Origin of the sequence: Rhodanobacter sp. FDAARGOS 1247 (genome assembly GCF_016889805.1) — a bacterium.
GTDB lineage: Bacteria > Pseudomonadota > Gammaproteobacteria > Xanthomonadales > Rhodanobacteraceae > Rhodanobacter.
On sequence record NZ_CP069535.1, the window covers coordinates 3,694,508 to 3,718,264 of the forward strand.

The window sequence follows — 23,757 nt, forward strand, 5'->3', positions numbered from 1 at the left end:
GTGTGCAGACATGGAGACGGCGAACGCCGCCAGCGTGGCTGGCGGCGCCTGCACATTCTACGTCAGTAGTGGATCACCGAGCGGATCACCTTGCCCTCGTGCATCAGGTCGAACGCCTCGTTGATGCGTTCCAGCGGCAGCACTTCGGTGATCATCTCGTCGATGCGGATCTCGCCGGCCATGTAGCGGTCGACGTAGCCGGGCAGCTGCGAGCGGCCCTTCACCCCGCCGAACGCCGAACCGCGCCAGACCCGCCCGGTGACCAGCTGGAACGGCCGCGTGCTGATCTCCTGGCCGGCGCCGGCCACGCCGATGATGATCGACTCGCCCCAGCCCTTGTGGCAGCACTCCAGCGCCGAGCGCATCACGTGGACGTTGCCGATGCACTCGAACGAATAGTCGACGCCGCCGTCGGTGAGCTCGACGATCACCTGCTGGATCGGCGTGTCCGGGTAATCCTTCGGGTTGATGCAGTCGGTGGCGCCCAGCAGCCTGGCCATCTCGAACTTGGCCGGGTTGGTGTCGACCACCACGATGCGGCCGGCCTTCGCCATCACTGCGCCCTGCACCACCGACAAGCCGATGCCGCCCAGGCCGAACACCGCCACCGATGCGCCCGGCTCCACCTTCGCGGTGTTCAGTACCGCGCCGATGCCGGTGGTGATGCCGCAGCCGAGCAGGCAGACCTTCTCCAGCGGCGCGGCCGGGTTGATCTTCGCCAGCGAGATCTCCGGCAGCACGGTGTATTCGCTGAACGTGCTGGTACCCATGTAGTGCAGCAGCGGCTTGCCGTTCAACGAGAAGCGCGAAGTGCCGTCGGGCATCAGGCCCTGGCCCTGGGTCACGCGGATCTTCTGGCACAGGTTGGTCTTGCCGGACAGGCAGAACTTGCACTCGCCGCATTCGGGCGTGTACAGCGGGATCACGTGGTCGCCGACCTTCAGCGAGGTGACGCCCTCGCCCACTTCCTCGACGATGCCGCCGCCCTCATGGCCCAGGATCACCGGGAAGCGGCCTTCCGGATCGGCGCCGGACAGGGTGAACGCGTCGGTGTGGCAGACGCCGGTGGCCACGATGCGCACCAGCACCTCGCCGGCCTTCGGCCCGGCCACGTCGACCTGTTCGATGCTGAGCGGCTTGCCTGCTTCCCAGGCGACGGCGGCGCGTGACTTCATGGTTCAACTCCTGACGACGGTCGGCAACGACCCACGATGATGACGTGTCCGTGCGGATTGTGAAACCGCCTCAGTCCATCGCCGTGTCACCGGGCCGGAACGCCGACATCTGCCGTCGGTAATCCTCCGCCTCGGCCAGCAGCCACTCGCGGAACAGCTGCAGGCCGCGATGTTCCAGCGAGCGTGGCGGATACACCAGCCAGTACGCCTCCTTGACCGCCATGTAGCGTTCGCCCAGCACCTGCAGCCGGCCGGCATCGATCAGCGACTTCGACGTCACCATCCGTCCGAGTCCCACGCCGAGCCCTTCCAGCGCCGCATGGCGCAGCGCATCGAGGCTGTCGAACTGGGCCACGTAGCGCTTCGGTCGCGCGCCGCCGCTGCGCTTGAACCAGTCGTCCCAGCGCGTCGACGGCGCCGGCTCGCCGAGCAGCGGCCAGCGCGACAGGTCGCGCGGATCGGTGTCGCCCATCCGCGCCACCAGCTCGGGTGCAGCCACCGGCGCGATCCATTCGCCGAACAGTCGCTCGCTGTGCAGGCCGGCCCACTCGCCGCGGCCGTAGCGCAGACCGACATCCACCGGTTCGCGCTCGAAATTCACCAGGGTCGAACCCGACTGCAGGCTGAGCTCCAGCTCCGGATGCGCGGCCACCAGCCGCGGCAGCCTGGGCACCAGCCAGCTCGACATGATGCCGGGGCTGGCGCTGAGCGTGAGTGCGTCATGGCGGCGCGTGCGATACGCCGTCAGCGCGTGCTCGATGCCGTCGACATGCCCGCCGACCGCCTCCAGCAGGCTGCAGCCTTCGACGGTCAGCGTCACGCCGCGCGGACCGCGCTCGAACAGGCGCCGTTCCAGGCGTTCTTCCAGCTGGCGCATCTGGTGGCTGAGCGCGCTGACGGTGAGATTCGCCTGCGCCGCGGCGCGCGACAGGTTGCCCAGCCGGGCGACCAGCACGAACTGTTGCAACAGGCCCAGTGGCAACTTTCCCATCTTGAATTTCCTTCAAGCCTGGCTTGCGAATATATCGCTTTTTGGCGGCCTGGCGCCTGCGTATCTTGAACGCTCCCCAAGCCGCAGCCCTCCCGAGGAGGCTCCCCATGAACTCGTTGTGGAAAGATCTGCTGTTCCTGCATGGCTACCTGGTGCGCAAGGAAGACCTGGACTGGCGCCCCGACGCTCCACTCAAGACCGCCCAGGACGACAAACCGGCTAGCCTGGCCAAACGCACCGTGGTGGCGTGCTGCGCCCACGTGTGGCCACGCCTCGCCGGCCCGCGCTGAACCGGGCGCGGGCTTGAATACCGCGGATATGCAGCCACTTCGGCTGGATCGCGCGCCGCCGGCCGGGCCGCGCGCGGATCCTTCGCCTGCCGCCATCCGAGGTATTCCATGCACCAGCGCCCACTCGGCAACTCGCCGCTTTCCATCGCCCCGCTCGCCTTCGGCGGCAACGTGTTCGGCTGGAGCGCCGACGAGAAGCGTTCATTCGAACTGCTCGATGCCTTCGTCGACGCCGGCGGCAACCTGATCGACACCGCGGACGTCTATCCGGCGTGGGTGCCGGGCAACCGTGGCGGCGAATCGGAAACCATCATCGGCAAGTGGCTGAAGCAGAGCGGCAAGCGCGACCGCGTGGTGATCTCCACCAAGGTGGCCAAGTGGGCCGAACAGCCGGGCCTGTCGCCGGTGAACATCCAGCAGGCAGTGGACGGTTCGCTGCAGCGCCTGCAGGTCGACTGCATCGACCTGTACCAGGCGCACGAGGACGACGCCAGCGTGCCGATGGAAGAAACCCTGGGCGCCTTCGCCCGCTTGATCGAGGCCGGCAAGGTGCGGGTGATCGGCGCGTCCAACTTCAGCGCCGCCCGTTTCGCCGACGCGCTGGCGATGTCGCAACGGCACGGCCTGCCCCGCTACGAAAGCCTGCAGCCGGAGTACAACCTGGTCAGCCGCGCCGGCTACGAGCAGGCACTGGAACCGCTGATCCGCCGCGAGAACATCGGCGTGATCAGCTATTACGCACTGGCCAGCGGCTTCCTCAGCGGCAAGTACCGCAGCGCCGCCGACCTGGCCAAGAGTTCGGCACGCGGTGGCGCGGTGAAGAAGTTCCTGAACCCGCACGGCCTGCAGGTGCTGGCCGCGCTGGACGCGGTGGCCGCCGCCCACCACGCCACTCCCGCCCAGGTCGCACTGGCCTGGCTGATCGCCCGCCCCGGCCTCACCGCGCCGATCGTCAGCGCCACCAGCGTGGAGCAGCTGCGCGAATTGCTCGGCGCCACCGGGCTGCAGCTGGATGACGGCGAGATCGCACGACTGGATGTCGCCAGCGCCTGACCGTCGGTACGAATCATTCCGGCGCGTCGACCTGGTAGCCCTCGGCGCGCAACGTGGCCAGGTAGCCGTCCGGGTTCAGCAGCTCGTCCATCGGCAGCAAGGCGAAGGTCTGCGAGTTGGCCGTCAGCGCCTTGCGCGCGGCCGTCAGCCAGGTGCTGCGCAGGCGTGCCGGCACGTCGCCGAGACCCAGTGTCTGCGCAAAGCCGGCGCCGGTCACCGCCGCCACGCAGGCGTCACGGCGATCGCTGTCGGGCAGTCGGCGCAGGGTCTGCAGGTCGCCGGTGGCCCAGGCGTTCGCCCGTGCGGTCATCGCCGGCATGTCGTGCTCGACGCTGTCCAGGGTGCGGATGAAGCAGGTGGTGTCGTGCGGTGCCGCCTGCCTGAAGGCCTTGATCGCCTCGCGCGGATGCTCGATCACCACGCGATAGTCCACCGGCACCTCGGCCACGCCGTGCTGTTTGGCCAGGCCGTCGATGCTCGCCTGGATGCCGCCGGAACGACTCAGGCCGTTCGCCTTCAGCGCCTTGTGGTAGAGCTCTTCCGAGGCGAACAGCGGACGCCAGCGCTCGACGCCGCGATCGCGGCCGATGTACTTCTGCTTCAACACCAGCCAGCGTGCATGCACCGGCGGCGGCAGCACGTCCTGCAGCCGGCGGCCGTCGTCGTTCTTGCGCGCGCTGTACGCCGAGGGCAGCAGGAAGAGCTTGCCGAAGAAGCCCACCTTGGCCTCGAGCCTGACCGCAGGCGCCAGCAGCACCTGTTGCGAGGCGGCGATCACCTGCTCCACCTCCTGCGCCTGCCACTGCATGTCGCGGGGCAACGGCGAGAGCGTGCCCAGCACCCACATCACGTGATCGCCCTTGCTGACCTTCCACAGACCCGGCCCGGGCTGCACGCCGCTGACCACCACCATCGGCAGGTCGGCGACCCGGGACGAGGCGGATGACGCCGGCGCCGGCGCGGACGCCGATTGCGCGAACAGCGGCAGGGTGACGACCAGCAGCAGCGGACACAGTCCTTGCCAAACACGCATCGCGAAAACTCCCTCTCCAGATGATGACCGGCGATGCCGCGCGACCCGAAGGCGGGCGCAGCCGCAAAGAAAAACGGGGCGCCGATCGGCGCCCCGTTTCCGGCACGGACCGGCTCAGTGCGTCACTTCGACAGCTGCGCCAGCGCCGCGTTCAATGTCGCGCTCGGGCGCATCGCCTGGCCGACCCTGGTCATGTCGGGATGGTAGTAGCCACCGATCTCGACGCCGTGACCCTGCACTTCCGCAAGTTCGGCGACGATCTTCTGCTCGTTCTCGGTCAGCAGCTTCGCCAACGGCGCGAACTTCGCCTTCAGCTCCGCGTTCACGTCCTGGGCGGCCAGTGCCTGGGCCCAGTACATCGCCAGGTAGAAGTGGCTGCCGCGGTTGTCGATGCCGCCGACCTTGCGCGAGGGCGACTTGTCGGTGTCGAGGAACTTGCCGTTGGCCTGGTCCAGCGTCTTGGCCAGCACGTCGACTTCGGCGCTGCCGTAGCGGCTGCCCAGGTGTTCCAGCGAGGCGGCCAGCGCCAGGAATTCGCCCAGCGAATCCCAGCGCAGGTAGTTCTCTTCGAGGAACTGCTGCACGTGTTTCGGCGCGGAACCACCGGCGCCGGTCTCGAACAGGCCGCCACCGTTCATCAGCGGCACGATCGACAGCATCTTCGCGCTGGTGCCCAACTCCATGATCGGGAACAGGTCGGTGAGGTAGTCGCGCAGCACGTTGCCGGTGACCGAGATGGTGTCCAGGCCCTGGCGGATGCGCTCCAGCGAGAACTTCGTGGCCGCCACCGGATCCATGATGCGGATGTCCAGCCCGCTGAGGTCGTAATCCTTCAGGTAGCGCTCGACCTTGGCGATCACCTGGGCGTCATGCGCGCGCTGCGGATCGAGCCAGAACACCGCCGGCGTGTGCCGGGCGCGGCCCACCGCCAGCTTCACCCAGTCGCGGATCGGCGCATCCTTGGTCTGGCACATGCGCCAGATGTCGCCCGCTTCCACGTCGTGCTGCAGCAGTACGCTGCCCGCCTCGTCGATCACCTTGACCACGCCGTCGCCGGCGATCTGGAAGGTCTTGTCGTGCGAGCCGTATTCCTCGGCCGCCTGCGCCATCAGGCCCACGTTCGGCACGCTGCCCATGGTGGCCGGATCGAACGCGCCGTGCGCCTTGCAGTCCTCGATGGTGGCCTGGTACACGCCGGCGTAGCTGCGGTCGGGGATCACCGCCACGATGTCCTGCAGCTTGCCTTCGGCGTTCCACATCTTGCCGGAGTCGCGGATCATCGCCGGCATCGAGGCGTCGATGATCACGTCGCTGGGCACGTGCAGGTTGGTGATGCCCTTGTCGGAATTGACCATCGCCACGCCGGGGCGCTGCGCGTACTCGGCGTCCAGGTCGGCCTTGATCGCCGCCTGCTGCGCCTCGCTCAGCGAGCCGAGGCGCGCGTACAGGTCGCCGATGCCGTTGTTCGGGTTGAAGCCGGCCTGCTTCAGCACGTCGGCGTGTTTCGCCAGCACGTCCTTGTAGAACTCGCCCACCGCCACGCCGAACATGATCGGGTCGGAGACCTTCATCATGGTGGCCTTGAGGTGCAGCGAGAACAGCACGCCGCGCTTCTTCGCATCGGCGATCTGCGCATCGATGAAGCTGGCCAGCGCCTTGCGGCTCATCACCGACGCGTCGATGATCTCGTCGGCGAGCAGCGCGGTCTTCGGCTTCAGCACGCTGTGGCTGCCGTCCTTGCCGAACCATTCGATGCTGACGTTGCCGGCCTTCCCGACCACGACGGACTTCTCGCTGCCGTAGAAGTCGCCGCCGTCCATGTGCGCCACATGGGTCTGCGAATCGCCGCTCCAGGCACCCATCTTGTGCGGGTGCTTGCGCGCATAGTTCTTCACCGAGACCGGCGCGCGGCGATCGGAATTGCCCTCGCGCAGCACCGGGTTCACCGCGCTGCCCTTGACCCGGTCGTAGCGCGCCCTGATGTCCTTTTCGGCATCGTCCTTCGGCGCATCCGGGTAATCCGGCAGCGCGTAACCCTGGCCCTGCAATTCCTTGATCGCGGCCTTCAGCTGCGGCATCGAGGCGCTGATGTTGGGCAGCTTGATGATGTTCGCTTCCGGCGTGGTGGCCAGCTGGCCCAGTTCGGCGAGATCGTCGGCGATGCGCTGGTCTTCCTTCAGCATTTCCGGGAACAGCGCGATGATGCGGCCGGCCAGCGAGATGTCGCGCGTTTCCAGCCGGATGCCCGCGGTGCCGGCGAACGCGCTGACGATCGGCAGCAGCGACTGGGTGGCCAGGAATGGCGCTTCATCGGTGAGGGTGTAGATGATCTTCGGGGTCTGGGACATGGCGAGCGGGGATTCCCTGGCAAGGGCGGCATAACCGCGACAGATGACTGCCCATTGTCGCGCGAATGCCCGTTCCCGGCCACCGCGGACGGTGCGCGAGCGTGTGGCCATGCCAGAATGCGCCGGCTGGCGCGGCAACTGCCGGCCGACTGCACCGTCAGGTGCAGCGCGTGATCAACGCCCATGACAAGGAAGGAATATGAGTCAGTTGAGCCAATCCATCGTCGACTTCATCGCCGGCCTGCAACCGCTGTACACCTGCCAGCACGCCGACGGCCGCGAATGCGCGCTGTCCTTGCTGGACGGCTCGCTGATCCTGCCGGTGGACGAAACCCACTCGGCGGAGCCGGAAGGCTGGGTCGCGGTGTACTGGCAGGGCGACAGCCGCCGCCATTCCGAAGTGCCGGGTACGCAACTGGCCAGCGTGGCGGTATGGCGACATGTGGAATTGCATGGGGCCGGGCGCGATGCGGACGAACGTCTGGCCCTGCGCGAACAGCTGGCCCAGCGCTTCGAGCGGGAAACCGGCCTGTCATTGCAGCACGCCGCCGTGGCCTTGCCGGCCTGAACGGTCGGTCCGACCGCTGACCGGAACGGTCGGGCGGGCGACGCGTTGCGCCGCCCGCCCGATACGGACCTCAGCCGTTCATTTGATCGAGAAGTCCTTGCTGGCGACCGGCCGGCCGTCCAGCGAGATGTCCACCTTGTAGTTGCCGGCGGGGAAACCGCTCGGCTTGCTGATCATGAACACGGTGGTTTCCGGCCCGCTCGCATTCAGCGCCTTGCTGTCCTCATGCACGGTCTGGCCATCCTGGTAGGTCCACTTCGCGGCCAGTGTGCCGTTGCCACTGCCCGTCGTATCGACCGACGCGTAGATGCTGTCCTTCGGCGCGAACGAGTCGCCGCTGGCCGCGATCCGGTTGTTCGCGTCCACGCTGGAACCCAGCTGGACCGAGCTGAAGCTGATCGCCGCCGCGTTGCCGGTATTGTCCATGCCCATGGCCGCGGTGCTGGCGGGGGCGGGCGCCATGGTGGTGGGCGGAGGCGCTGGCGCCGTGGCCGCGGGCGGTGGCGTGGCGGGAATCTGCGAGGCCGAATCGTCGGTCTTGCCGCAGCCGCCCAGCGCCAGCGCTGCGGCCAGTGATGCGGCGAGGATCAGGGGTTGGCGAGTCATCTTCATGGCATGTCTCCTGTTGCGGGGCTTGCGGTGTCGTTGCTCAGGGCTTCGCCGGAATTTTCAGCATCTGGCCGGCCTTGATGTGGTCCGGGTCGGTGAGCTGGTCACGGTTCGCATCGAAGATCGGCTTCCACGCATTGCCGTTGCCATAGAAATGCCTGGCGATCTTCGACAGGCTGTCGCCTGCCACCACTTCGTAGACCGTGGCTTCGTCGGCGGTCGAACTCACATGCGATTGCACGTCGCTGAAATCGGCCTTCGCCGCAGGCGGCATCTGCGCGGCCTGGCTGCGCACCTCGCTGCGCACGTCGGAGAAGTCCGGCTTGCCGGTTTCGTTGCCCATGGCGTTGTCTCCGTCTCTATTGAAGAGGGAGTCATAGGTAACGGTCGTCCGGTTAACGCCTTGTGAGTGCGTTGCCGAAGTGTTCAGCCTGGAAGCTGGTGCCGGGAGCGTCCCTGTTCACGGCGACCAGCGGCACGGTCGGATACCCGGACGATTCACGACGGCCGTCGTCACGCCCCTGCCAGCTGACGGCGGCGCCGCGCCAGCTGACGCTCGCGCCGGCGTGCGGACCATGCCCGTCGGCGCTGGGCCAGGCAGGAGAAGATCACGTACAGCGCCGGGGTGCTCAGCAGGGTGAGGCTTTGCGAGATCAGCAGGCCGCCGATCAGGGCGATGCCCAGCGGGCGGCGCAGTTCGCTGCCTTCGCCCAGGCCGATCGCGATGGGCAGCGCGGCGAGGATCGCCACCATCGTGGTCATCATGATCGGGCGGAAGCGCACGGTGCACGCCTCGCGCGCGGCTTCGAGCGGGCTCTTGCCGTGCTCGCGTTCGGCGACCAGGGCGAAGTCGATCATCATGATCGCGTTCTTCTTGACGATGCCGATCAACAGCACCAGCGCGATCTGCGCCACCACCGACAATTCGGTGCCGGTCAGCCACAACGCCAGCAGCGCGCCGACGCCGGCGGCTGGCAGGGTGGACAGGATGGTCACCGGATGGATCAGGTTTTCGTACAGCATGCCCAGCACGATGTAGACGGTCAGCACCGCGGCCAGGATCAGCCAGCCCATGCCGCTCTGCGACTGCTCGAAGCGACGGAAGTTGCCGCCCATCTGCACCTTGATGTCGCCGGGCATGCGCATGTTCTGCACGGTGCCCTGGATGATACCCATCGCCTCGCCCATGCTGACGCCGGGCGCGAGGTTGAAGCTGAGGTCCATCGTGCTGTACTGGTTTTCGTGGGTGATCTGCGATGGCGCCAGCCCCGGCTCCTGCCGGGTGAAGGCGGTGATCGGAATCATCCTGCCGCTGCTGGAGGCCACGTAGATGCGGTTCAGCGCATCGGGCGTGGCGGTCTGGTCGGGCAGCGCGTTGACCACCACCTTGTACTGGTTGATGTCGGAGTAGATCGTGCTGACCTGGCGCTGGCCAAAGGCGTCGTAGAGCGCGCCGTCGATCGCGCCGATCGACACGCCCAGGCGCGCGGCCTTGTCGCGGTCGATCACCATGTTCTGGCGCAGGCCCGCTTCGTCGACGTCGGTGCCCACGTCGCTGAGCTTGGGATTCTTCTTCAGCTCGGCCTGCAGTTTCGGCAGCCACTCCTGCAGGCTGGCCTGGTCGTTGCCCTGCAGTGAAACCTGGTACTGGGCGCCCTGGCTGGTGCCGCCACCGCCGCCGCTGGGCAGGTCCTGCACCGGGCGCAGGCGCAGGTTGAGGTCGGGATACTTGGCCGCCTTGGCGCTGAGTCGGGCCAGCACGGTGAAGGTATCGTCCTTGCGACCCTGCGCCCGGGTCTTCAGGTCGATGTTGAACGAGCCGCTGGTGCCCTGCCGGCTGCTGCCCAGGCGCGAGCCCACGGTGGCCACGTCGGGATCGGCCATCAGCATCGCGGTCAGCCGTTCCAGCCGCTGCTTGCTCTCGGCGAAGGAGACCGTGGCGCTGGAACTGGCGCGGCCCCAGATCAGGCCGGTGTCCTGCTGCGGGAACAGGCCGGCCTTGACCACGCCGAACAGGAAGAAGGTGGCCACGATCAGCGCCAGCGGCGTCAGCGCGAACAGCAGCGCGTGCCGCAGCGAGAAGTTCAGCGCGCGGGTGTAGACCCGCAGCATGCCGGCGTGGAAACCGTCCAGCGAACGCGCCAGTCGCGACGGCGCCGCCGCCTTGTGCGCGTCATGTCCGCTGAGGAAGCGTCCGCACAGCGCTGGCGTGAGGGTCAGCGAGACCAGCGCGGAAACCACGATCGCCGACACCAGGGTCACCGCGAATTCGTGCATGAACATGCCGGTGACGCCGCCGGCGAACAGCAGCGGGATGAACACCGCGATCAGCGAGGCGGTGATCGACACGATGGTGAAGCCGATTTCGCGGGCGCCGGCGAGGGTGGCCTGCATCCGCGTCATGCCGTCGTCGATGTGGCGGATGATGTTCTCGATCACCACGATCGCGTCGTCGACCACGAAGCCGATCGCGATCACCAGCGCCAGCAGGGTGAGGTTGTTCAGGGTGTAGCCGAGGATGTACATCACCACGAACGCGCCGGCCAGCGACAGCGGCACCGCTGCCGCCGCGATCAGCGTGGGCGCCAGCCGGCGCAGGAACAGCGCCATCGTGAGGATCACCATCGCCAGCGAGATCAGCAAGGTGGCCTGCACCTCGTGCAGCGAGGCGCGGATGGTCGGCGTGCCGTCGAAGAATGGGGTGAGTTCGGTGCCCGGCTGCAGATAGGCGCGCAGGGTCGGCAGCTGGTCCTTGACCAGGTCCACCGTGGCAATCACGTTGGCGTCGGCCTTCTTGTAGACGTACATCAGCACCGCCGGCTTGCCGCGGAACCAGGCCGCCTGGTACGCGTCCTGCTGGCCGGCGTAGACCCTGGCCACGTCGGACAGCCGCACCGGCGTGCCATTGCGGTTGGCGATCACCAGCTGGGCGAATTCGTCGGCGCTGTGCATCTGCGTGGTGGCGCTGATCGCCATGGTGGTCTTGCCGTTGGACAGGAAGCCCTCCGGCGAGGTGACGTTGGCCGCGCTCAGCGCATTGCGCAGCTGGTCCGGCGACAAGCCCATCGCGTTCAGCGCGCGCAGGTTCACGTCGACGCGGATCGCCGGCGTGGCGGCGCCGGCGATCTCCACCGACGACACGCCGGGCAGCTGGCGCAGCCGCTGGGCCAGCAGCGAGTCGGCGGCGTTGTAGAGGTCGGCGGCGGACTGGGTGTCGGAGGTCATCGCCAGCGCGATGATCGGATCGTCGTTCGGGTTGGCCTTCTGGTAGCCCGGTGCGCCGTTGAGGCCGCTGGGCAGGTCCGGCGCCGCCGAGTTGATCGCCGCCTGCACGTCGCGCGCGGCCGCGTCCAGGTCGGTGCCGTTCTGGAACATCATGAAGACGAAGGTGCTGCCCTCGGAGCTGGACGAGCGCATCGTCTCGATGCCGGGCACCTGGCCCAGGTGCCGCTCCAGCGGCGCGGCCACGGTGGATGCCATGGTGCCGGCGTCCGCGCCGGCCTGGCTGGCCTGCACGAAGATCGCGGGGAACTGCATGTTCGGCAGCGCCGCCACGCCGAGCAGGAAGTAGCAGATCATGCCGCCCACGAACAGGCCGATCGCCAGCAGCGAGGTGCCGATCGGGCGGCGGATGAAGGTGCCGGAGATGTTCATGGGATCAACGTGAGCAGGGGATGGCGGGGGTATCGCAGATGACGCGTGAACGGATCATCCCACCCTCAACGTCCTAGTCGCCAAAAGGTTGATCGGAACGACTCCCGGCGAAGAGCGACCCCACCCCCTGCTAGCAGGGGAGGGAGCACGGCGCACAGTTCTATCCTGTTTTGCGCAGCAGGGGTATCGAAGGATCACGCTGCGTGGCTGGCCCGCGCGCGGGCCAGCGCATGCTGCTCGCGACGGACGGCGAGCCAGTCGGAGAAGCGCTCCATGTACAGGTAGATCACCGGCGTGGTGTACAGCGTGACCAGCTGCGACAGCAGCAGGCCGCCCACGATGGCCACGCCCAGCGGCCGGCGCAGCTCGGAACCGATGCCGTTGCCCAGCGCCAGCGGCAGCGCGCCCAGCATGGCCGCGGCGGTGGTCATCATGATCGGGCGGAAACGCAGCAGGCAGGCGCGATGGATCGCCTCGCGCGCATTGAGGCCGGTGCGACGCGCCTCGATCGCGAAGTCGATCATCATGATCGCGTTCTTCTTGACGATGCCGATCAAGAGCACGATGCCGACGATGCCGTCCACCGACAGGCTCATGCCGCACAGGATCAGCGCCAGCAGCGCGCCGACGCCGGCCGGCGGCAGGGTGGAGATGATCGTCAGCGGGTGGATGTAGCTCTCGTACAGCACGCCCAGCACGATGTAGATCACCACGATCGCGGCCAGCAGCAGCAACACTTCGTCACCCAGCGAGGAGGTGAACTCGGCGGCCTTGCCGACGAACTCGCCGCGCACCTGGGGCGGGAAATTCAGTTGCGCCTCGACCTGGTGGATCGCCGCCACGGCGTCGGACAGCGAATAACCCGGCGCCACGTTGAAGGCCAGGGTCACCGCCGGCAGCTGCTGCTGGTGGCTGACCACCAGCGGTGCGCTGGTGACTTCGGCGGTAACCAGCGAGGACAGCGGGATGCTGCCGCCGCCGCCGATCTGGAAACCCACGTTGCCGGTGTTGCCGATGCCCGAGGGCGTGGCCGAATTGCTGGATTTCAGCTGGCCGAAGCTGGTCGCGGTGCTGCCGACGAGTGCGCCGCTGCCGTTGCCGCGCACGGTCAGCTTGGTCAGCAGGTCGTCGCTGGTGCGGAACTCCGGCGCCACTTCCAGCACCACGCGATACTGGTTGAGCTGGGTGAAGATGGTCGAGATCTGGCGCTGGCCGAACGCGTCGTACAAGGTGTCGTCGATGCTCTGCACCGGCACGCCGAGGCGGCTGGCCTTTTCGCGGTCGATGGTCAGCTTCAGCGCATTGCCGTTGTCGGCAAGGTTGTTGTCGACGTCGGCCAGTTCCGGCCGCTGGCGCATCGCCTCGGTCATCTGGTTGGCGTAGCCGGCCAGTTCGGACGCGCTGACGTCGGACATCGAATACTGGTATTCGGTGGCGGCCACGCGGCTGTCCAGGGTCACGTCCTGCACCGGCTTCAGGTACAGCGCCACGCCCGGGATATTGGCCACCGCCTGCTGCAGGCGCGGCAGCAGCTTGTCCAGGCCGTCGCGGTCGCCGCGGTCCTTCAGCACGATGCTGAGCTGGCCCTGGTTGAGCGTGGGGTTGATCGTGCCGGCGCCGATGAAGGCGGCCACGCCGGCCACGGCCGGGTCCTTGCGCAGCGCCTCGGCGACCGCCTTGGTGCGGTCCTCCATCTGCGGGAAGGCGATGTTGTCGTCGGCCTGCACCACGCCGGTGATCAGGCCGGTGTCCTGCTCGGGCAGCAGGCCTTTCGGGATCACCACGTACAGGAACACGGTGAGCACCACCGCGGCGCCGGCCACCAGGATGGTCAGGCGCTGATGGTCCAGCACCCAGTCCAGCGAGCTTTCGTATACCGCCACGGTGCGCGACCACACGGTGCGCTTGCCGGCCGCCGCATGATGCTCGTGGGCGTCGTCGCCCTCGGGCAGCTGGTCCGGCTTGAGCAGGTAGGCGCACATCATCGGGGTCAGCGTCAGCGACACCAGCATCGAGATGGTCACCGCGATGGTCAGCACCCAGGCGAATTCGTGGAACAGCCGGCCGGTGACGCCGGGCATCAGCAGCAGCGGCAGGAACACCGCCACCAGCGACACGGTCAGCGACAGCACGGTGAAGCCGATCTCCTTCGCGCCGATCTCGGCCGCCTCCTTGCCGCTCTTGCCCTTCTCGATGTAGCGCACGATGTTCTCGATCATCACGATCGCATCGTCCACCACGAAACCGGTGGCCACGGTAAGCGCCATCAGCGACAGGTTGTCCAGCGACATGCCGGTGAACGCCATCACGCCGAACGTGCCCATCAGCGACAGCGGCACCGCCGTGGCCGGGATGATGGTGGCCCACAGCCGTCGCAGGAACACGAAGATCACGCCGATCACCAGGAACACGGTGAGGATCAGGGTGAACTCGACGTCGTGCACCGAGGCGCGGATGGTCACGGTGCGGTCGGCAAACACGTCCAGGTGCACGTCGGCCGGCAGCGCGCTGCGCAGTTCGGGCAACACGTTGCGGATCTGCTGCACCGTCTGCACGATGTTGGCGCCGGGCTGGCGGCGCACGTCCAGCAGCACCGCCGGCTTGCCGTTGGCCCACGCGGCGAGCTGGTCGTTCTCGACGCCGTCGACCACCTTGGCCACGTCGGACAGCCGCACCGGCGAGTTGTTCTTGTAGCTGATGATGGTGTTCTTGTACTCGGCGGCGTCACTCAACTGGTCGTTGGTGCCGATGGAGTAGCTCTGCGTCTTGCCGTTCAAGGTGCCCTTGGGCGCATTGACGTTGGCCTGGGTCAACGCGCTGCGCACGTCTTCCATGGTCAGGCCGAGGTTGGACAGCTGCGCCGGGTTCACCTGCACGCGCACCGCCGGTCGCACGTTGCCGGCGATCGAGACCAGGCCCACGCCCTGCACCTGCGACAGCTTCTGCGCAATGATCGAGTCGGCCAGGTCGTTCACGTCGCGCAGCTGGCGGCTGTCGGAGGTGAGCTTCAGGGTGAGGATCGGCGCGTCGGCCGGGTTGACCCGGTTGTACACCGGCGGATACGGCAGGTTGCCCGGCAGGGTGCCCTTGGCCTGGTTGATCGCCGCCTGCACGTCCTGGGCGGCGATGTCGATGTCGCGACCCATCGAGAACTGCAGGATGATGGTGGACAGCCCGGCGGACGAGTCCGAACTCATCATGGTCAGGCCGGAGATCTGCCCCAGGTTGCGTTCCAGCGGCGTGGTGATCAGCGAGGCCATGGTGTTGGCGCTGGCGCCCGGGTACTGCGTGCTGACTACCAGGCTCGGCGCCTCGATTTCCGGCAGCGCCGACACCGGCAGCTGGCGGTAGCCCAGGATGCCGAGCAGCAGCACCGCCACCATCAGCAGCGAGGTGGCGATCGGTCGGCGAATGAAGAGGGTCGAGAATCCCATGGCTATCCGTAACGTCTAAAGTGCGGTTTCAGCCGCGATCATGGCTGGCGCGCGGCCGCAGCCGCGCAACTTCGGGTGTCGCGGCGGCGCAGGCTGGCTGCTCAGCCGTGACGGCGACCACCGCCCTTGCTGTTCTGCTTGGCCTTTTCCATTTCGGTCGCGGTCGGCACCGCCGGCACTTCGCCGGGCTTCAGCGCGTTGACCTTGCTGCCGGGCTTCAGCCGGAACTGGCCCTCGGTGACGACGCGGTCGCCGGCCTTGAGCCCGCTGCCGATCATCACGTGGCTGTCGCCCACTTCGCCGGCCACCACCACCGCCTGCATCTTGACCGTGCTGTCGCCCTGCACCTGGTAGACATAGTCGCCGTCCGGCCCGCGCTGCACCGCCTGCGCCGGGATCACCAGGCCGCCATCGACGGTGCTGACCAGCAGCTGCACGTTGACGAACTGGCCCGGCCAGAGTTCGTTCTTCGCGTTGGGGAATTCGGACTTCAGGCGGAACGTGCCGGTGGTGGTATCGATCTGGTTGTCGATCACCTTGAGCACGCCGCCGCTGGCGATCGGATGGGCATCGGTGCGATCCAGCGCGGTCACCTGCAGCGCGGCGGCGTCCTTCCCGGCGGCGCTGCGCACCATGTCCAGGTTCTGCTCGGGCAGGGTGAACATCACGTTGATCGGGTGCAGCTGGGTCAGCGTCACGATCGTGCTCGAGGTGGTCACCACGTTGCCCGGGTCCACGCCGCGGATGCCGGCCAGGCCATCGATGGGCGAAATCACCCTGGTGTAGTTCAACTGCACCTGCGCATCACGCACGCTGGCCGCATCGGCGGACACGGCGGCCTGGTACTGGGCGGCGGTGTTGCGCAAGGTGTCCAGGTCCTGCTTGGAGATGTAGCCCTTCGCGGCCAGGTCCTGGCTGCGTGCCAGGTTGCTCTTGGCCGTGTCGAACATGGCCTGGTCCTGGCGCTGGCGCGCCACGGCCTGGTCATACGCCGCCTGGTAGGTGCGCGGGTCGATCTGTGCCAGCACCTGGCCCTTCTTCACCGGCTGGCCCTCGGTGAACTCGAGGCTGAGCAACTGGCCGCCGACCTGCGGGCTCACGCTGACCGTGTTGAGCGCCTGCACCGTGCCCAGTGCGGTCAGGTAGACCGGCACGTTCTGCCTGGCCACGGGCACCACGGTCACCGGCACCGGCGGCGTCTCGTTCTTGCCATCCTTGCCGCCACGGTCCTTGCCGGCCGCCTGGGCCGAGGACGCGGGGCCGGCCGGAGCAGGCTTGTGCAGCAGACGGAACCCCAGCGCCGCCACCACGATCACGGCGATGACGATCAACGCGATCTTCCAAAAACGCGACATGTAAAACTCCTGGATTGAACGGTGCGGCCATGCGACACGCGGCAGCGTGACATGCATCTGCCGCCTGGCGGTGCTTTCAGATTGCGCCGACGGACGACTCTTGAGGTGAAAGCATAGGGGCAGTTCAACGAAAATGAACAATGCCGGTTGACATGGGTGCGCCATGACCGATGGCAGGGTAACGGCTTTCGCGCGGGGTTGCGCCCGGTTTTCGCCGACCCCGTTCGCGGGGTCCGTCGTCAGCGAAGCCTGAAACTTGCCGCGCGCTTCGTTTATAATCTCCGACTGGTTGCCTGTCCGATCCCCGAACCCGGGCCGGGGGCAAGCTTGATCAGCGTCGCGCACTCATGGACCACCCTGCGTGGAGGTGTTCATGATCCGGTGTGACAGCAACAGGCAATCGAGGCAGGTCGGGGCCGCCATGGTGGCGTTCCGCCGTGCCCACTGAAAGGAGTACGTGCGTGAGCGGTTCCATGAGCAAGGCGGACCACAGCGTCCTGCGCCAGTTTTCGATCATGATCGGCGGGCTCGCCGTGTTGACGGTCGTGCTGATCTTCGCGGCGCTGGCCATCCATGAGCACGAGCCCAAGGAAACCAATCCGGAGCAGCCGGCCCGGGTGGCCGCGCGGATCGCCCCGGCTGGCGCCGTCTACGCCGGCAACACCGGCCGCGCCGCGATGCAGGCCGCCGCCGATGCCGCCGCCAAGGCCGCGGCCTCGCAGGTGGCCTACGGTGGCACCACCGACGGCAAGGCGATCTTCGATCACCTGTGCACCAGCTGCCACACCTCCGGCGTCGCCGGCGCGCCCAAGGTGGGCGACAAGGCCGCCTGGGGTCCGCGCCTGGCCCAGGGCATCGACGTGCTGGTCAAGCACGCGATCGAGGGCTACCACGGCCCCGACGGCAACTTCATGCCGCCCAAGGGCGGCAACCCGGCGCTCACCGACGAACAGGTCACCAACGCAGTGCACTGGATCGCTGATCAGGCGAAGTAAAACTTCGCCTGATCCAACAAGCTGTCTACAAACGCCGCCCTCGGGCGGCGTTTTCGTTTGCCCCTTCCCCCGTGGGGGAAGGTTGGGATGGGGAGCCCCGGAGTGCGGGGAAGATCAAAAGCACCCCACCCCAGCCCTCCCCTGCTGCGCAGGGGAGGGAGCAAGGGCCTCAGTCAGCGTGCCTCTCCACCCACTCCCGCGCGAACCTCCGCAACTCGGGAAAGAACGCCTCGAAGCACCGCTGCAGTTCCGCCTCCCGTTCCACCAGCACCGGCAGCGCCGAATCCAGCGGGTTGGCCCGGCTCAGGCGCTGCCCGATGCCCGCCAGCGCCTGGCCCAGCACCGCGCGATCGGCATAGCCGGCGGGCAGCTGGTGGAAATCCATGTAACCGCGGAAGCGCCGCAGGGCCGGGGGCAGCAGCGCATCGCCACGCCACAGCAGGGCGCGCAGCGCGTCGGAATACGGCAACAGGGGCTGTCCGCTCCAGCGCGGGAAGTCGCGCGCCAGGCAATGGTCGAACCACATGTCGAGCAGGATGCCCGCGTACCGGCGATAAGGCGACGGCAGCAAGGCCTTGGCCGCCAGCACCTCCGGGTGGGCGTCGGTATGGACGTCGATCGCGCGATGCAGGCGGATTCCGGTGATCACCCGGGGCGGATACAGCGCCGGGTCTGGCTGCCCTTGGACGAAATCGCCGAGCATGCCGCCCAGCTGCAGGTCCTCGTCGTCACCGGCCAGCAGGGCGTGCGCCAGATGGTTCACCGGCGGTTTCCGCGGCAGGCGATCCGATCGGCGGTTATCATCGTGCGCATGAATCCCACCGAACTCCCCGCCGAACCGGCCACCTTTCCCGATGTCGCCGCCAGTTTCATGCTCGACGGCCCGGTCGGCAAGCTGGAAACCATCAGCGATGTCGCCGAGCCGGTCTGCGCGCGCCGTGGCGTGGCGGTGATCTGCCATCCGCTGACCGTGGAAGGCGGCACCATGCACAACAAGGTGGTGACCATGGCCGAACGCGCCTTGCGCGAATCGGGACTGGACACGGTGCGCTTCAATTTCCGCGGCGCGGGCAATTCGGCCGGCGAGTTCGACGGGGGCGATGGCGAAAGCGAAGACCTGGCCGCCGTGGTGGCATGGGTGCGCCAGCGACGACCGCACGATGCCTTGTGGCTGTGCGGTTTCTCGTTCGGCAGCTACGTGACCCTGCGCAATGCGGTGAGGCTGCGCGCCGACGCGCTGGTGAGCATCGCCCCGCCAGTGGGCCGGCGGGAGTTCGGCCCGGTCACGCTGCCCACCTGCCCCTGGCTGGTGGTGCAAGGCGAAGCCGACGAGGTGGTTGATCCGCAGGCGGTGTTCGACTGGATCGACACGCTGGAGCACAAGCCCGAGCTGATCCGCATGCCCGACACCAGCCACTTCTTCCATCGCCGCCTGATGGACCTGCGCGGCGCGATCAAGCACGCCGTGCTGGGCTGGCTGCCACCGCCGCGAAACGACTGAAACCTGCATCCCCACTTCACGACCTGTCCGCTCCATGAGTGAAAACCCCTCGCTCGCGCCCAGCGCGCGCTATCACGAAGGCGTCGCCGCGCACCGCTGGGAGTCCGACCCGACCCAGCTGGCGCTGCTGCCCGAGTTCGATCGCATGCACGCGGCGCTGTGCGCCGCACCGGCCAGCGACAGCGGCCTGTTCGGCCGGCTGAAATCCCTGCTCGGCAACGACGAGCCACCCGCGCCGGTGCCGGGCCTGTACCTGTGGGGCACGGTCGGCCGCGGCAAGACCTTCCTGATGGACCTGTTCGCCGCCAGCCTGCCGCATGGCGTGGTGCTGCGCCGGCACTTCCATCGCTTCATGGGCGAAGTGCACGACAGCCTGCGCCAGCTCGGCGAGCGGCAGAGCCCGCTGGTCGAGGTCGCCGCGGGGATCGCCGCCCGCTGCCGGGTGCTGTGCCTGGACGAATTCCTGGTCAACGACATCGGCGACGCGATGATCCTGGCCAACCTGCTCGACGCGCTGTTCGAGCGTGGCGTCACCCTGGTCACCACCTCCAACACCGCGCCGTCGAACCTGTACCGGGACGGACTGCAACGCGCGCGTTTCCTGCCCGCGATCGCGCTGATCGAACGGCAATGCCACGTGGTGGAGATGGCCTCCTCGCGCGACTGGCGCCTGCGCGCGCTGACCCAGGCCTCGGTCTACCTGACCCCGCCGGGTGCCGAGGCGCATCGCACGCTGGAAAAGATCTTCGCCAGCCAGGCCGGTGACGACGTGGAGCAGGATGGCCAGCTGCACGTCAACGGTCGCGACATCCCGTTCCGCAAGCGCGCCGACGGCGTGCTGTGGTTCGAGTTCGGCGCCTTGTGCGAAGGCCCGCGGGCGGTGGCCGACTACATCGCACTGGCCAAGGCCGGCCCGGCGATCATCATCTCCAACGTGCCGCAGTTCACCGTGTACAGCGAGGACGCGGCGAAGCGCTTCGTGCAATTGGTGGACGAGTTCTACGACCGCCACGTGAAACTGGTGCTGTCCGCCGCCGCGCCGATCACCGAGCTGTACGACGGCGAGCGGCTGCGCGCGGAATTCGGCCGCACCGAGTCGCGCCTGATCGAGATGCAGAGCGAGGAATACCTGGCCCTGCCGCATCGGCCGGAATGAACCGGCGCGCCCCCGTTACAACGAGGTCGCGATGCCCGGATGGCTGCGCTGGAAACGCCGGTGATGGATCAGCAGGCCGGTGAAGTACACGATGTAGTAGCCCACCAGCAGGCCGATCACCAGCAGCGTCAACGGGGTCAGCGCGTGGCCCATCGGCTGCATCGCCGCGGCGCCGCCCGCCGTCGCCTGCATCTGCCACGTCTCGAACAGGCGCCAGGCCAGCCGGCCGAGCAGCAGGGCGGTGAGCAGGGCGCCGATCCACGGATTGGGCACGTAGCAATCGCCCTTGACCGGGTCGATCTCGAAGCGGGTCAGGCGCAGGCCGACCAGGCCCACCGCGCCACCGATCAGGACGCCGCCCAGCAGCCCTTCGGCCAGCGCCAGCCGCTGCAGTCCGCTGAGCGCCATCAGGCCGCCGAGGATCACGAAGATCACGATGCGGGCGATCATCCGCTTGCGCCGGATCGGCTGGCGGCCGAACTGCCGGCTCACGCGCTTCCAGACCATCCAGGCCAGCACCGGCAGCATGATCAGGTAACTCGTCATGTGAAGAGGCATCGCACTCACCGTGTGGATAAACAGGCTGCAAGCTTAGACGAGTAACCCGACCGCTGACGACTGACGCGCCCCCTTGATTGCGGATGACATGTGTCACCCGCGGCCGCACAGGATCAGAGGGGATAGCCGACGGACAGCATGAACGTGTTGTTCCAGTATCCGGCGCTGCCGGTACTGACGCTGGAGGCCGCCGAACTGCGTCCCAGCGCGAAGCGGAGCCGGCCGTTGTGCGGCAGGCGGCCATCGAGCGACAGGTTCGCCGCATAGATGCTCGCTGGCGCACCGTCGATGAACTGCCGACCGGCCCCGGCGGTGGCCCGCAGCTTCCAGCCCGGATTGAGTGCGTACACGCCGACCAGGCTGAATTGGGCCATGCGATAGCGTTCGGGATTGAAATAGATCCCCCGTCCGGGCCGACTGCTGCGGAATGCCCGCGCGGACAGCTCCGCGCCCACGGCAGCCGTGGTGTCGGGAATGTCGCAAGGGCTCAGCAAGATGCGCAAGCTGCCGCCGTCGCGCCGGTTGCCATCGCTGAACTCCTGGCGATACGCCGCGGGCAGCACGTACCAGTGCGTGGATGGACGGAGGCTCGCACCGAGACTGAAGGTGTCGTAGTTCAGGCGGTGGTCGATCGCCGCCACCGACAGGAGCGGCGCACGTTCCACCGCCGCGTTGAAGCCGAGGTTGTCGCCAGGCTGCAGCGCCCAGCTGACGTGGCCCTGCAGGTACTGCCAGCCGCCCGCGCGGCCCGGGCCCAGTTCGAGATCGACCTGGTGGAGGTCACCGATGCGCCATTGCGAGGTCACCGACAAGCGGTTCACCCGCCGTGCAAGCTGCTCATCCGCCACCCGGTTCGACTCGGCAGCCAGGCCCCAGGCCTGGGCCCATGCGCCGGTGGCGAACGTGGCAAAGCGGAACGCGCTGCCGATGGTGTAGACGCTGAGACCCTCATTGTCATGGCTGTAACCGAGGCTGCCCTCCAGCCGCGGTGCGAGGGAGTAACGCATGTCGTCGTGCAACAGCCGGTATTGCCTGCCGACACGGCCGCTGCCCGGGGTTGGCGATACGGCCTGCAGGTAGGCCGTGCTCCGGTCCTGCCAGCCAAGCGACTGGGCGGCACGCAGCAGCTGCACCGTGGGCCGAAGCTGGCCTTTGGCGAAGGGCGCCACCAGCGCATAGGCCGCGCGGGGACGATCCTGCGCATTGAGCGACTGTGCCAGCCCGGTATCAGCGGCCTGCCGTGCCGGCTCGTCAGCGGCGTGCGCGCGCGCCATCCGGAACGCCGTTTCCGCGGCGGGATAGTCGCCCAGCCAGAGCACGGCCTGACCCAGGCCCATCGCCGCGGCGTACGCGTCCTCGCGTTCGCCATCCGGGTGCGCCAGCGCGGCGGCGAACAACAGCCGCGCCTGCCCGGGCTGTCCGGCCACGAGCGCGGCGCGGCCCTCGCGGATGTTGACCGCCATCGGTGTCGTGCCGGCGTGGGCGACGGTGGCCAGCAGCAACGGCAGCAGCGCCAGGTACGCCCTCATTTGGTACCCCAGTGCTTGCGCAGATTGAGCAATTCGGACAGGTAGCCCGCCACGCAACCGGGCTGCAGCACGACGCCGTAGAACAGCGAATAGACAATGAACCCCACCGGATTGCGGCGCACCTTGAGTCCCTGCGCCTTGAACATCCGCGACTGGATGAAGAACATCAGGTAGTTGACGACGCATGCCAGCGGCAGCACCAGCAAGGTCATCGGACCTGCCACCCAGTAGATGCCGAACAGCGCCAGCACCATGCCCGGGATGAAGAACAGGGTATAGACCAGGTCCATGTAGGGAAACAGCAGGTTCCACCAGATGAAGATCGTGCTCATGCGCCAGCGGAACAACAGGCGGCCATGCATCTTGAACGCCTCGATCAGCCCGCGCGACCAGCGCTGCCGTTGCCGGATGAACTGCCGGAACGTGGTGGGCGCGTTGGTGAAGGAAATCGCATCCTCGCAGTAACCCACCCGATGACCCTGGTCGAGGATGGCCCAGGTCAGCACGATGTCCTCGCCTACCGACTCCGGCCAGCCGCCGAGCTCGCGCAGCACATCGGTGCGATACAGCGAGAAGGCGCCCTGCGCCACCAGGGTGCCCTGGAACAGGCTCTGCAGCCGCTTGATCGCGGCAATGCCGTGGAAGTAATCCCACTCCTGGATTTTCGTGACCAGGTTGTAGCGTGAATTGCGCAGCAGCACGCAGCCGGCCACGGCCGCCGTGTTCGGTGGATCGCTGAGGAAGCGCCCGACCAGGTGCCTCAGCGCATCCCGGTACAGATACGAATCGCCGTCCAGGGTGATCGTCAGCGAGTGACTGGCCAGCTTGAGGCCCTCGTTCAGCGCGTTGGCCTTGCCCCCGTTCTGCGCCAGGTCGATCACCCGCAGCCACGGATAATTGACACCCGCCAACAACGCTCCGGTGGCATCGGTCGAGCCGTCGTTGATCACCAGCACCTCGAGTGGCGCGGGGTAGTCCTGTTTGTCCAGGCTGGCGAGCGTGGACAGGATCGAATCCTGCTCGTTGTAGGCGGCCACCAGCACGGTGATGCCGGGAAAGGGCGTGATCACGACCCGTCGCGGACGGCGGTCGAGCAACAGGCCCAGGACCAGGAACGCGTTCATGAACCCGGGCAGGATCGCGATGCCGAAAATGACCAGGCGGGCAAGCAGGCCGCCCAGCACCAGCGACAGCTCATCGATCCAGCGTTGCGCCAGCACATACGAAACCACCGCACGCCACCGACACCAGCAGCGTGATGGCGAACTTCGTGCGCACTGACAGATAGCGTTGCCGGTGGCCGTTGCCCACGGCCGCCACCGTGCCCGAGGCCCCGAGGGAGGCATCCAGCGTCGGTCTCATGAACTCGCGGGCGTGCAGGTTCTTGTGCATGGTGTGTGGACGATCCGGCCAGTGAGGGTGGGAGAAGTCCGCAGCCATCCGCGGCGATCGGTTCTTGACCGATCGCTGTCAATGGCGTCGTGGAGCATTGCTGGAGGACCGCGCCG

The 23,757-nt window shown here is 67.6% G+C and carries 20 protein-coding genes; 6 read left to right on the forward strand and 14 right to left on the reverse strand.

Annotated features, from left to right (window positions below; all coding sequences use genetic code 11):
• Positions 1-62 precede the first annotated feature (62 nt).
• Positions 63-1,175 (reverse strand): S-(hydroxymethyl)glutathione dehydrogenase/class III alcohol dehydrogenase, encoded by a 1,113-nt coding sequence (locus I6J77_RS16735; RefSeq protein WP_204109915.1) that lies wholly within the window; start codon positions 1,173-1,175, stop codon positions 63-65.
• 70 nt (positions 1,176-1,245) lie between these two features.
• On the reverse strand, positions 1,246-2,166 hold the full coding sequence (locus I6J77_RS16740; protein WP_204109916.1) for a LysR substrate-binding domain-containing protein: 921 nt from the start codon (positions 2,164-2,166) through the stop codon (positions 1,246-1,248).
• 107 nt (positions 2,167-2,273) lie between these two features.
• Here I6J77_RS16740 and I6J77_RS16745 point away from each other — a divergent pair, with 107 nt between their 5' ends.
• The gene (locus I6J77_RS16745; RefSeq protein WP_204109917.1) at positions 2,274-2,456 is read left to right on the forward strand and encodes a hypothetical protein; all 183 of its coding nucleotides are present in this window, start codon (positions 2,274-2,276) and stop codon (positions 2,454-2,456) included.
• Positions 2,457-2,564: 108 nt separating this feature from the next.
• A complete protein-coding gene (locus tag I6J77_RS16750) occupies positions 2,565-3,509 on the forward strand; it encodes an aldo/keto reductase (protein WP_204109918.1) in 945 nt (314 codons plus the stop codon).
• 13 nt (positions 3,510-3,522) lie between these two features.
• Here the strand turns inward: I6J77_RS16750 and I6J77_RS16755 are convergent, their stop codons facing one another.
• On the reverse strand, positions 3,523-4,542 hold the full coding sequence (locus I6J77_RS16755) for a TraB/GumN family protein (protein WP_204109919.1): 1,020 nt from the start codon (positions 4,540-4,542) through the stop codon (positions 3,523-3,525).
• A gap of 122 nt (positions 4,543-4,664) precedes the next feature.
• Positions 4,665-6,890, reverse strand: a complete 2,226-nt coding sequence (locus I6J77_RS16760; RefSeq protein ID WP_204109920.1) for an NADP-dependent isocitrate dehydrogenase — start codon at positions 6,888-6,890, stop codon at positions 4,665-4,667.
• A gap of 199 nt (positions 6,891-7,089) precedes the next feature.
• Here I6J77_RS16760 and I6J77_RS16765 point away from each other — a divergent pair, with 199 nt between their 5' ends.
• Positions 7,090-7,458: a hypothetical protein gene (locus I6J77_RS16765; RefSeq protein ID WP_239309073.1), complete on the forward strand. Its 369-nt coding sequence runs from the start codon at positions 7,090-7,092 to the stop codon at positions 7,456-7,458.
• Between the two features lie 78 nt (positions 7,459-7,536).
• Here the strand turns inward: I6J77_RS16765 and I6J77_RS16770 are convergent, their stop codons facing one another.
• The 5 genes from I6J77_RS16770 to I6J77_RS16790 form a co-directional block, all read right to left on the reverse strand.
• Entirely contained in the window at positions 7,537-8,070 is a 534-nt protein-coding gene (locus I6J77_RS16770; protein ID WP_204109921.1) for a hypothetical protein, read from the reverse strand.
• Between the two features lie 37 nt (positions 8,071-8,107).
• Positions 8,108-8,410, reverse strand: coding sequence for a LysM peptidoglycan-binding domain-containing protein (locus I6J77_RS16775; RefSeq protein ID WP_056714474.1), 303 nt, complete (start codon positions 8,408-8,410; stop codon positions 8,108-8,110).
• A gap of 170 nt (positions 8,411-8,580) precedes the next feature.
• Complete coding sequence (locus I6J77_RS16780) at positions 8,581-11,721, reverse strand: efflux RND transporter permease subunit (RefSeq protein WP_204109922.1); 3,141 nt, start codon at positions 11,719-11,721, stop codon at positions 8,581-8,583.
• A gap of 194 nt (positions 11,722-11,915) precedes the next feature.
• Positions 11,916-15,155, reverse strand: a complete 3,240-nt coding sequence (locus I6J77_RS16785; RefSeq protein WP_204109923.1) for an efflux RND transporter permease subunit — start codon at positions 15,153-15,155, stop codon at positions 11,916-11,918.
• A 101-nt stretch (positions 15,156-15,256) separates the two neighbouring features.
• Positions 15,257-16,510 (reverse strand): efflux RND transporter periplasmic adaptor subunit, encoded by a 1,254-nt coding sequence (locus tag I6J77_RS16790; RefSeq protein ID WP_204109924.1) that lies wholly within the window; start codon positions 16,508-16,510, stop codon positions 15,257-15,259.
• A gap of 473 nt (positions 16,511-16,983) precedes the next feature.
• Here I6J77_RS16790 and I6J77_RS16795 point away from each other — a divergent pair, with 473 nt between their 5' ends.
• Entirely contained in the window at positions 16,984-17,505 is a 522-nt protein-coding gene (locus I6J77_RS16795; protein WP_056767984.1) for a cytochrome c5 family protein, read from the forward strand.
• Between the two features lie 169 nt (positions 17,506-17,674).
• On the opposite strand, the gene I6J77_RS16800 is transcribed toward I6J77_RS16795, so the two are convergent.
• On the reverse strand, positions 17,675-18,268 hold the full coding sequence (locus I6J77_RS16800; RefSeq protein ID WP_204109925.1) for an ACP phosphodiesterase: 594 nt from the start codon (positions 18,266-18,268) through the stop codon (positions 17,675-17,677).
• A gap of 48 nt (positions 18,269-18,316) precedes the next feature.
• Between I6J77_RS16800 and I6J77_RS16805 the strand changes: the two genes are divergently transcribed.
• Complete coding sequence (locus I6J77_RS16805; RefSeq protein ID WP_204109926.1) at positions 18,317-19,006, forward strand: alpha/beta hydrolase; 690 nt, start codon at positions 18,317-18,319, stop codon at positions 19,004-19,006.
• 34 nt (positions 19,007-19,040) lie between these two features.
• Positions 19,041-20,162, forward strand: coding sequence for a cell division protein ZapE (gene zapE, locus I6J77_RS16810; protein ID WP_204109927.1), 1,122 nt, complete (start codon positions 19,041-19,043; stop codon positions 20,160-20,162).
• Positions 20,163-20,177: 15 nt separating this feature from the next.
• Here zapE and I6J77_RS16815 read toward each other — a convergent pair whose 3' ends face one another.
• From I6J77_RS16815 to I6J77_RS17845, 4 genes are all read right to left on the reverse strand, one after another.
• The gene (locus tag I6J77_RS16815; protein WP_204109928.1) at positions 20,178-20,720 is read right to left on the reverse strand and encodes a DUF1453 domain-containing protein; all 543 of its coding nucleotides are present in this window, start codon (positions 20,718-20,720) and stop codon (positions 20,178-20,180) included.
• A 113-nt stretch (positions 20,721-20,833) separates the two neighbouring features.
• Positions 20,834-22,249 (reverse strand): hypothetical protein, encoded by a 1,416-nt coding sequence (locus I6J77_RS16820; protein ID WP_204109929.1) that lies wholly within the window; start codon positions 22,247-22,249, stop codon positions 20,834-20,836.
• Complete coding sequence (locus I6J77_RS16825) at positions 22,246-23,481, reverse strand: glycosyltransferase family 2 protein (protein WP_239309075.1); 1,236 nt, start codon at positions 23,479-23,481, stop codon at positions 22,246-22,248. Before I6J77_RS16825 ends, I6J77_RS16820 begins: the two co-directional genes overlap by 4 nt.
• The gene (locus tag I6J77_RS17845) at positions 23,444-23,641 is read right to left on the reverse strand and encodes a hypothetical protein (protein ID WP_239309077.1); all 198 of its coding nucleotides are present in this window, start codon (positions 23,639-23,641) and stop codon (positions 23,444-23,446) included. The genes I6J77_RS16825 and I6J77_RS17845 overlap by 38 nt, the downstream gene beginning before the upstream one ends.
• Positions 23,642-23,757: the final 116 nt, after the last annotated feature.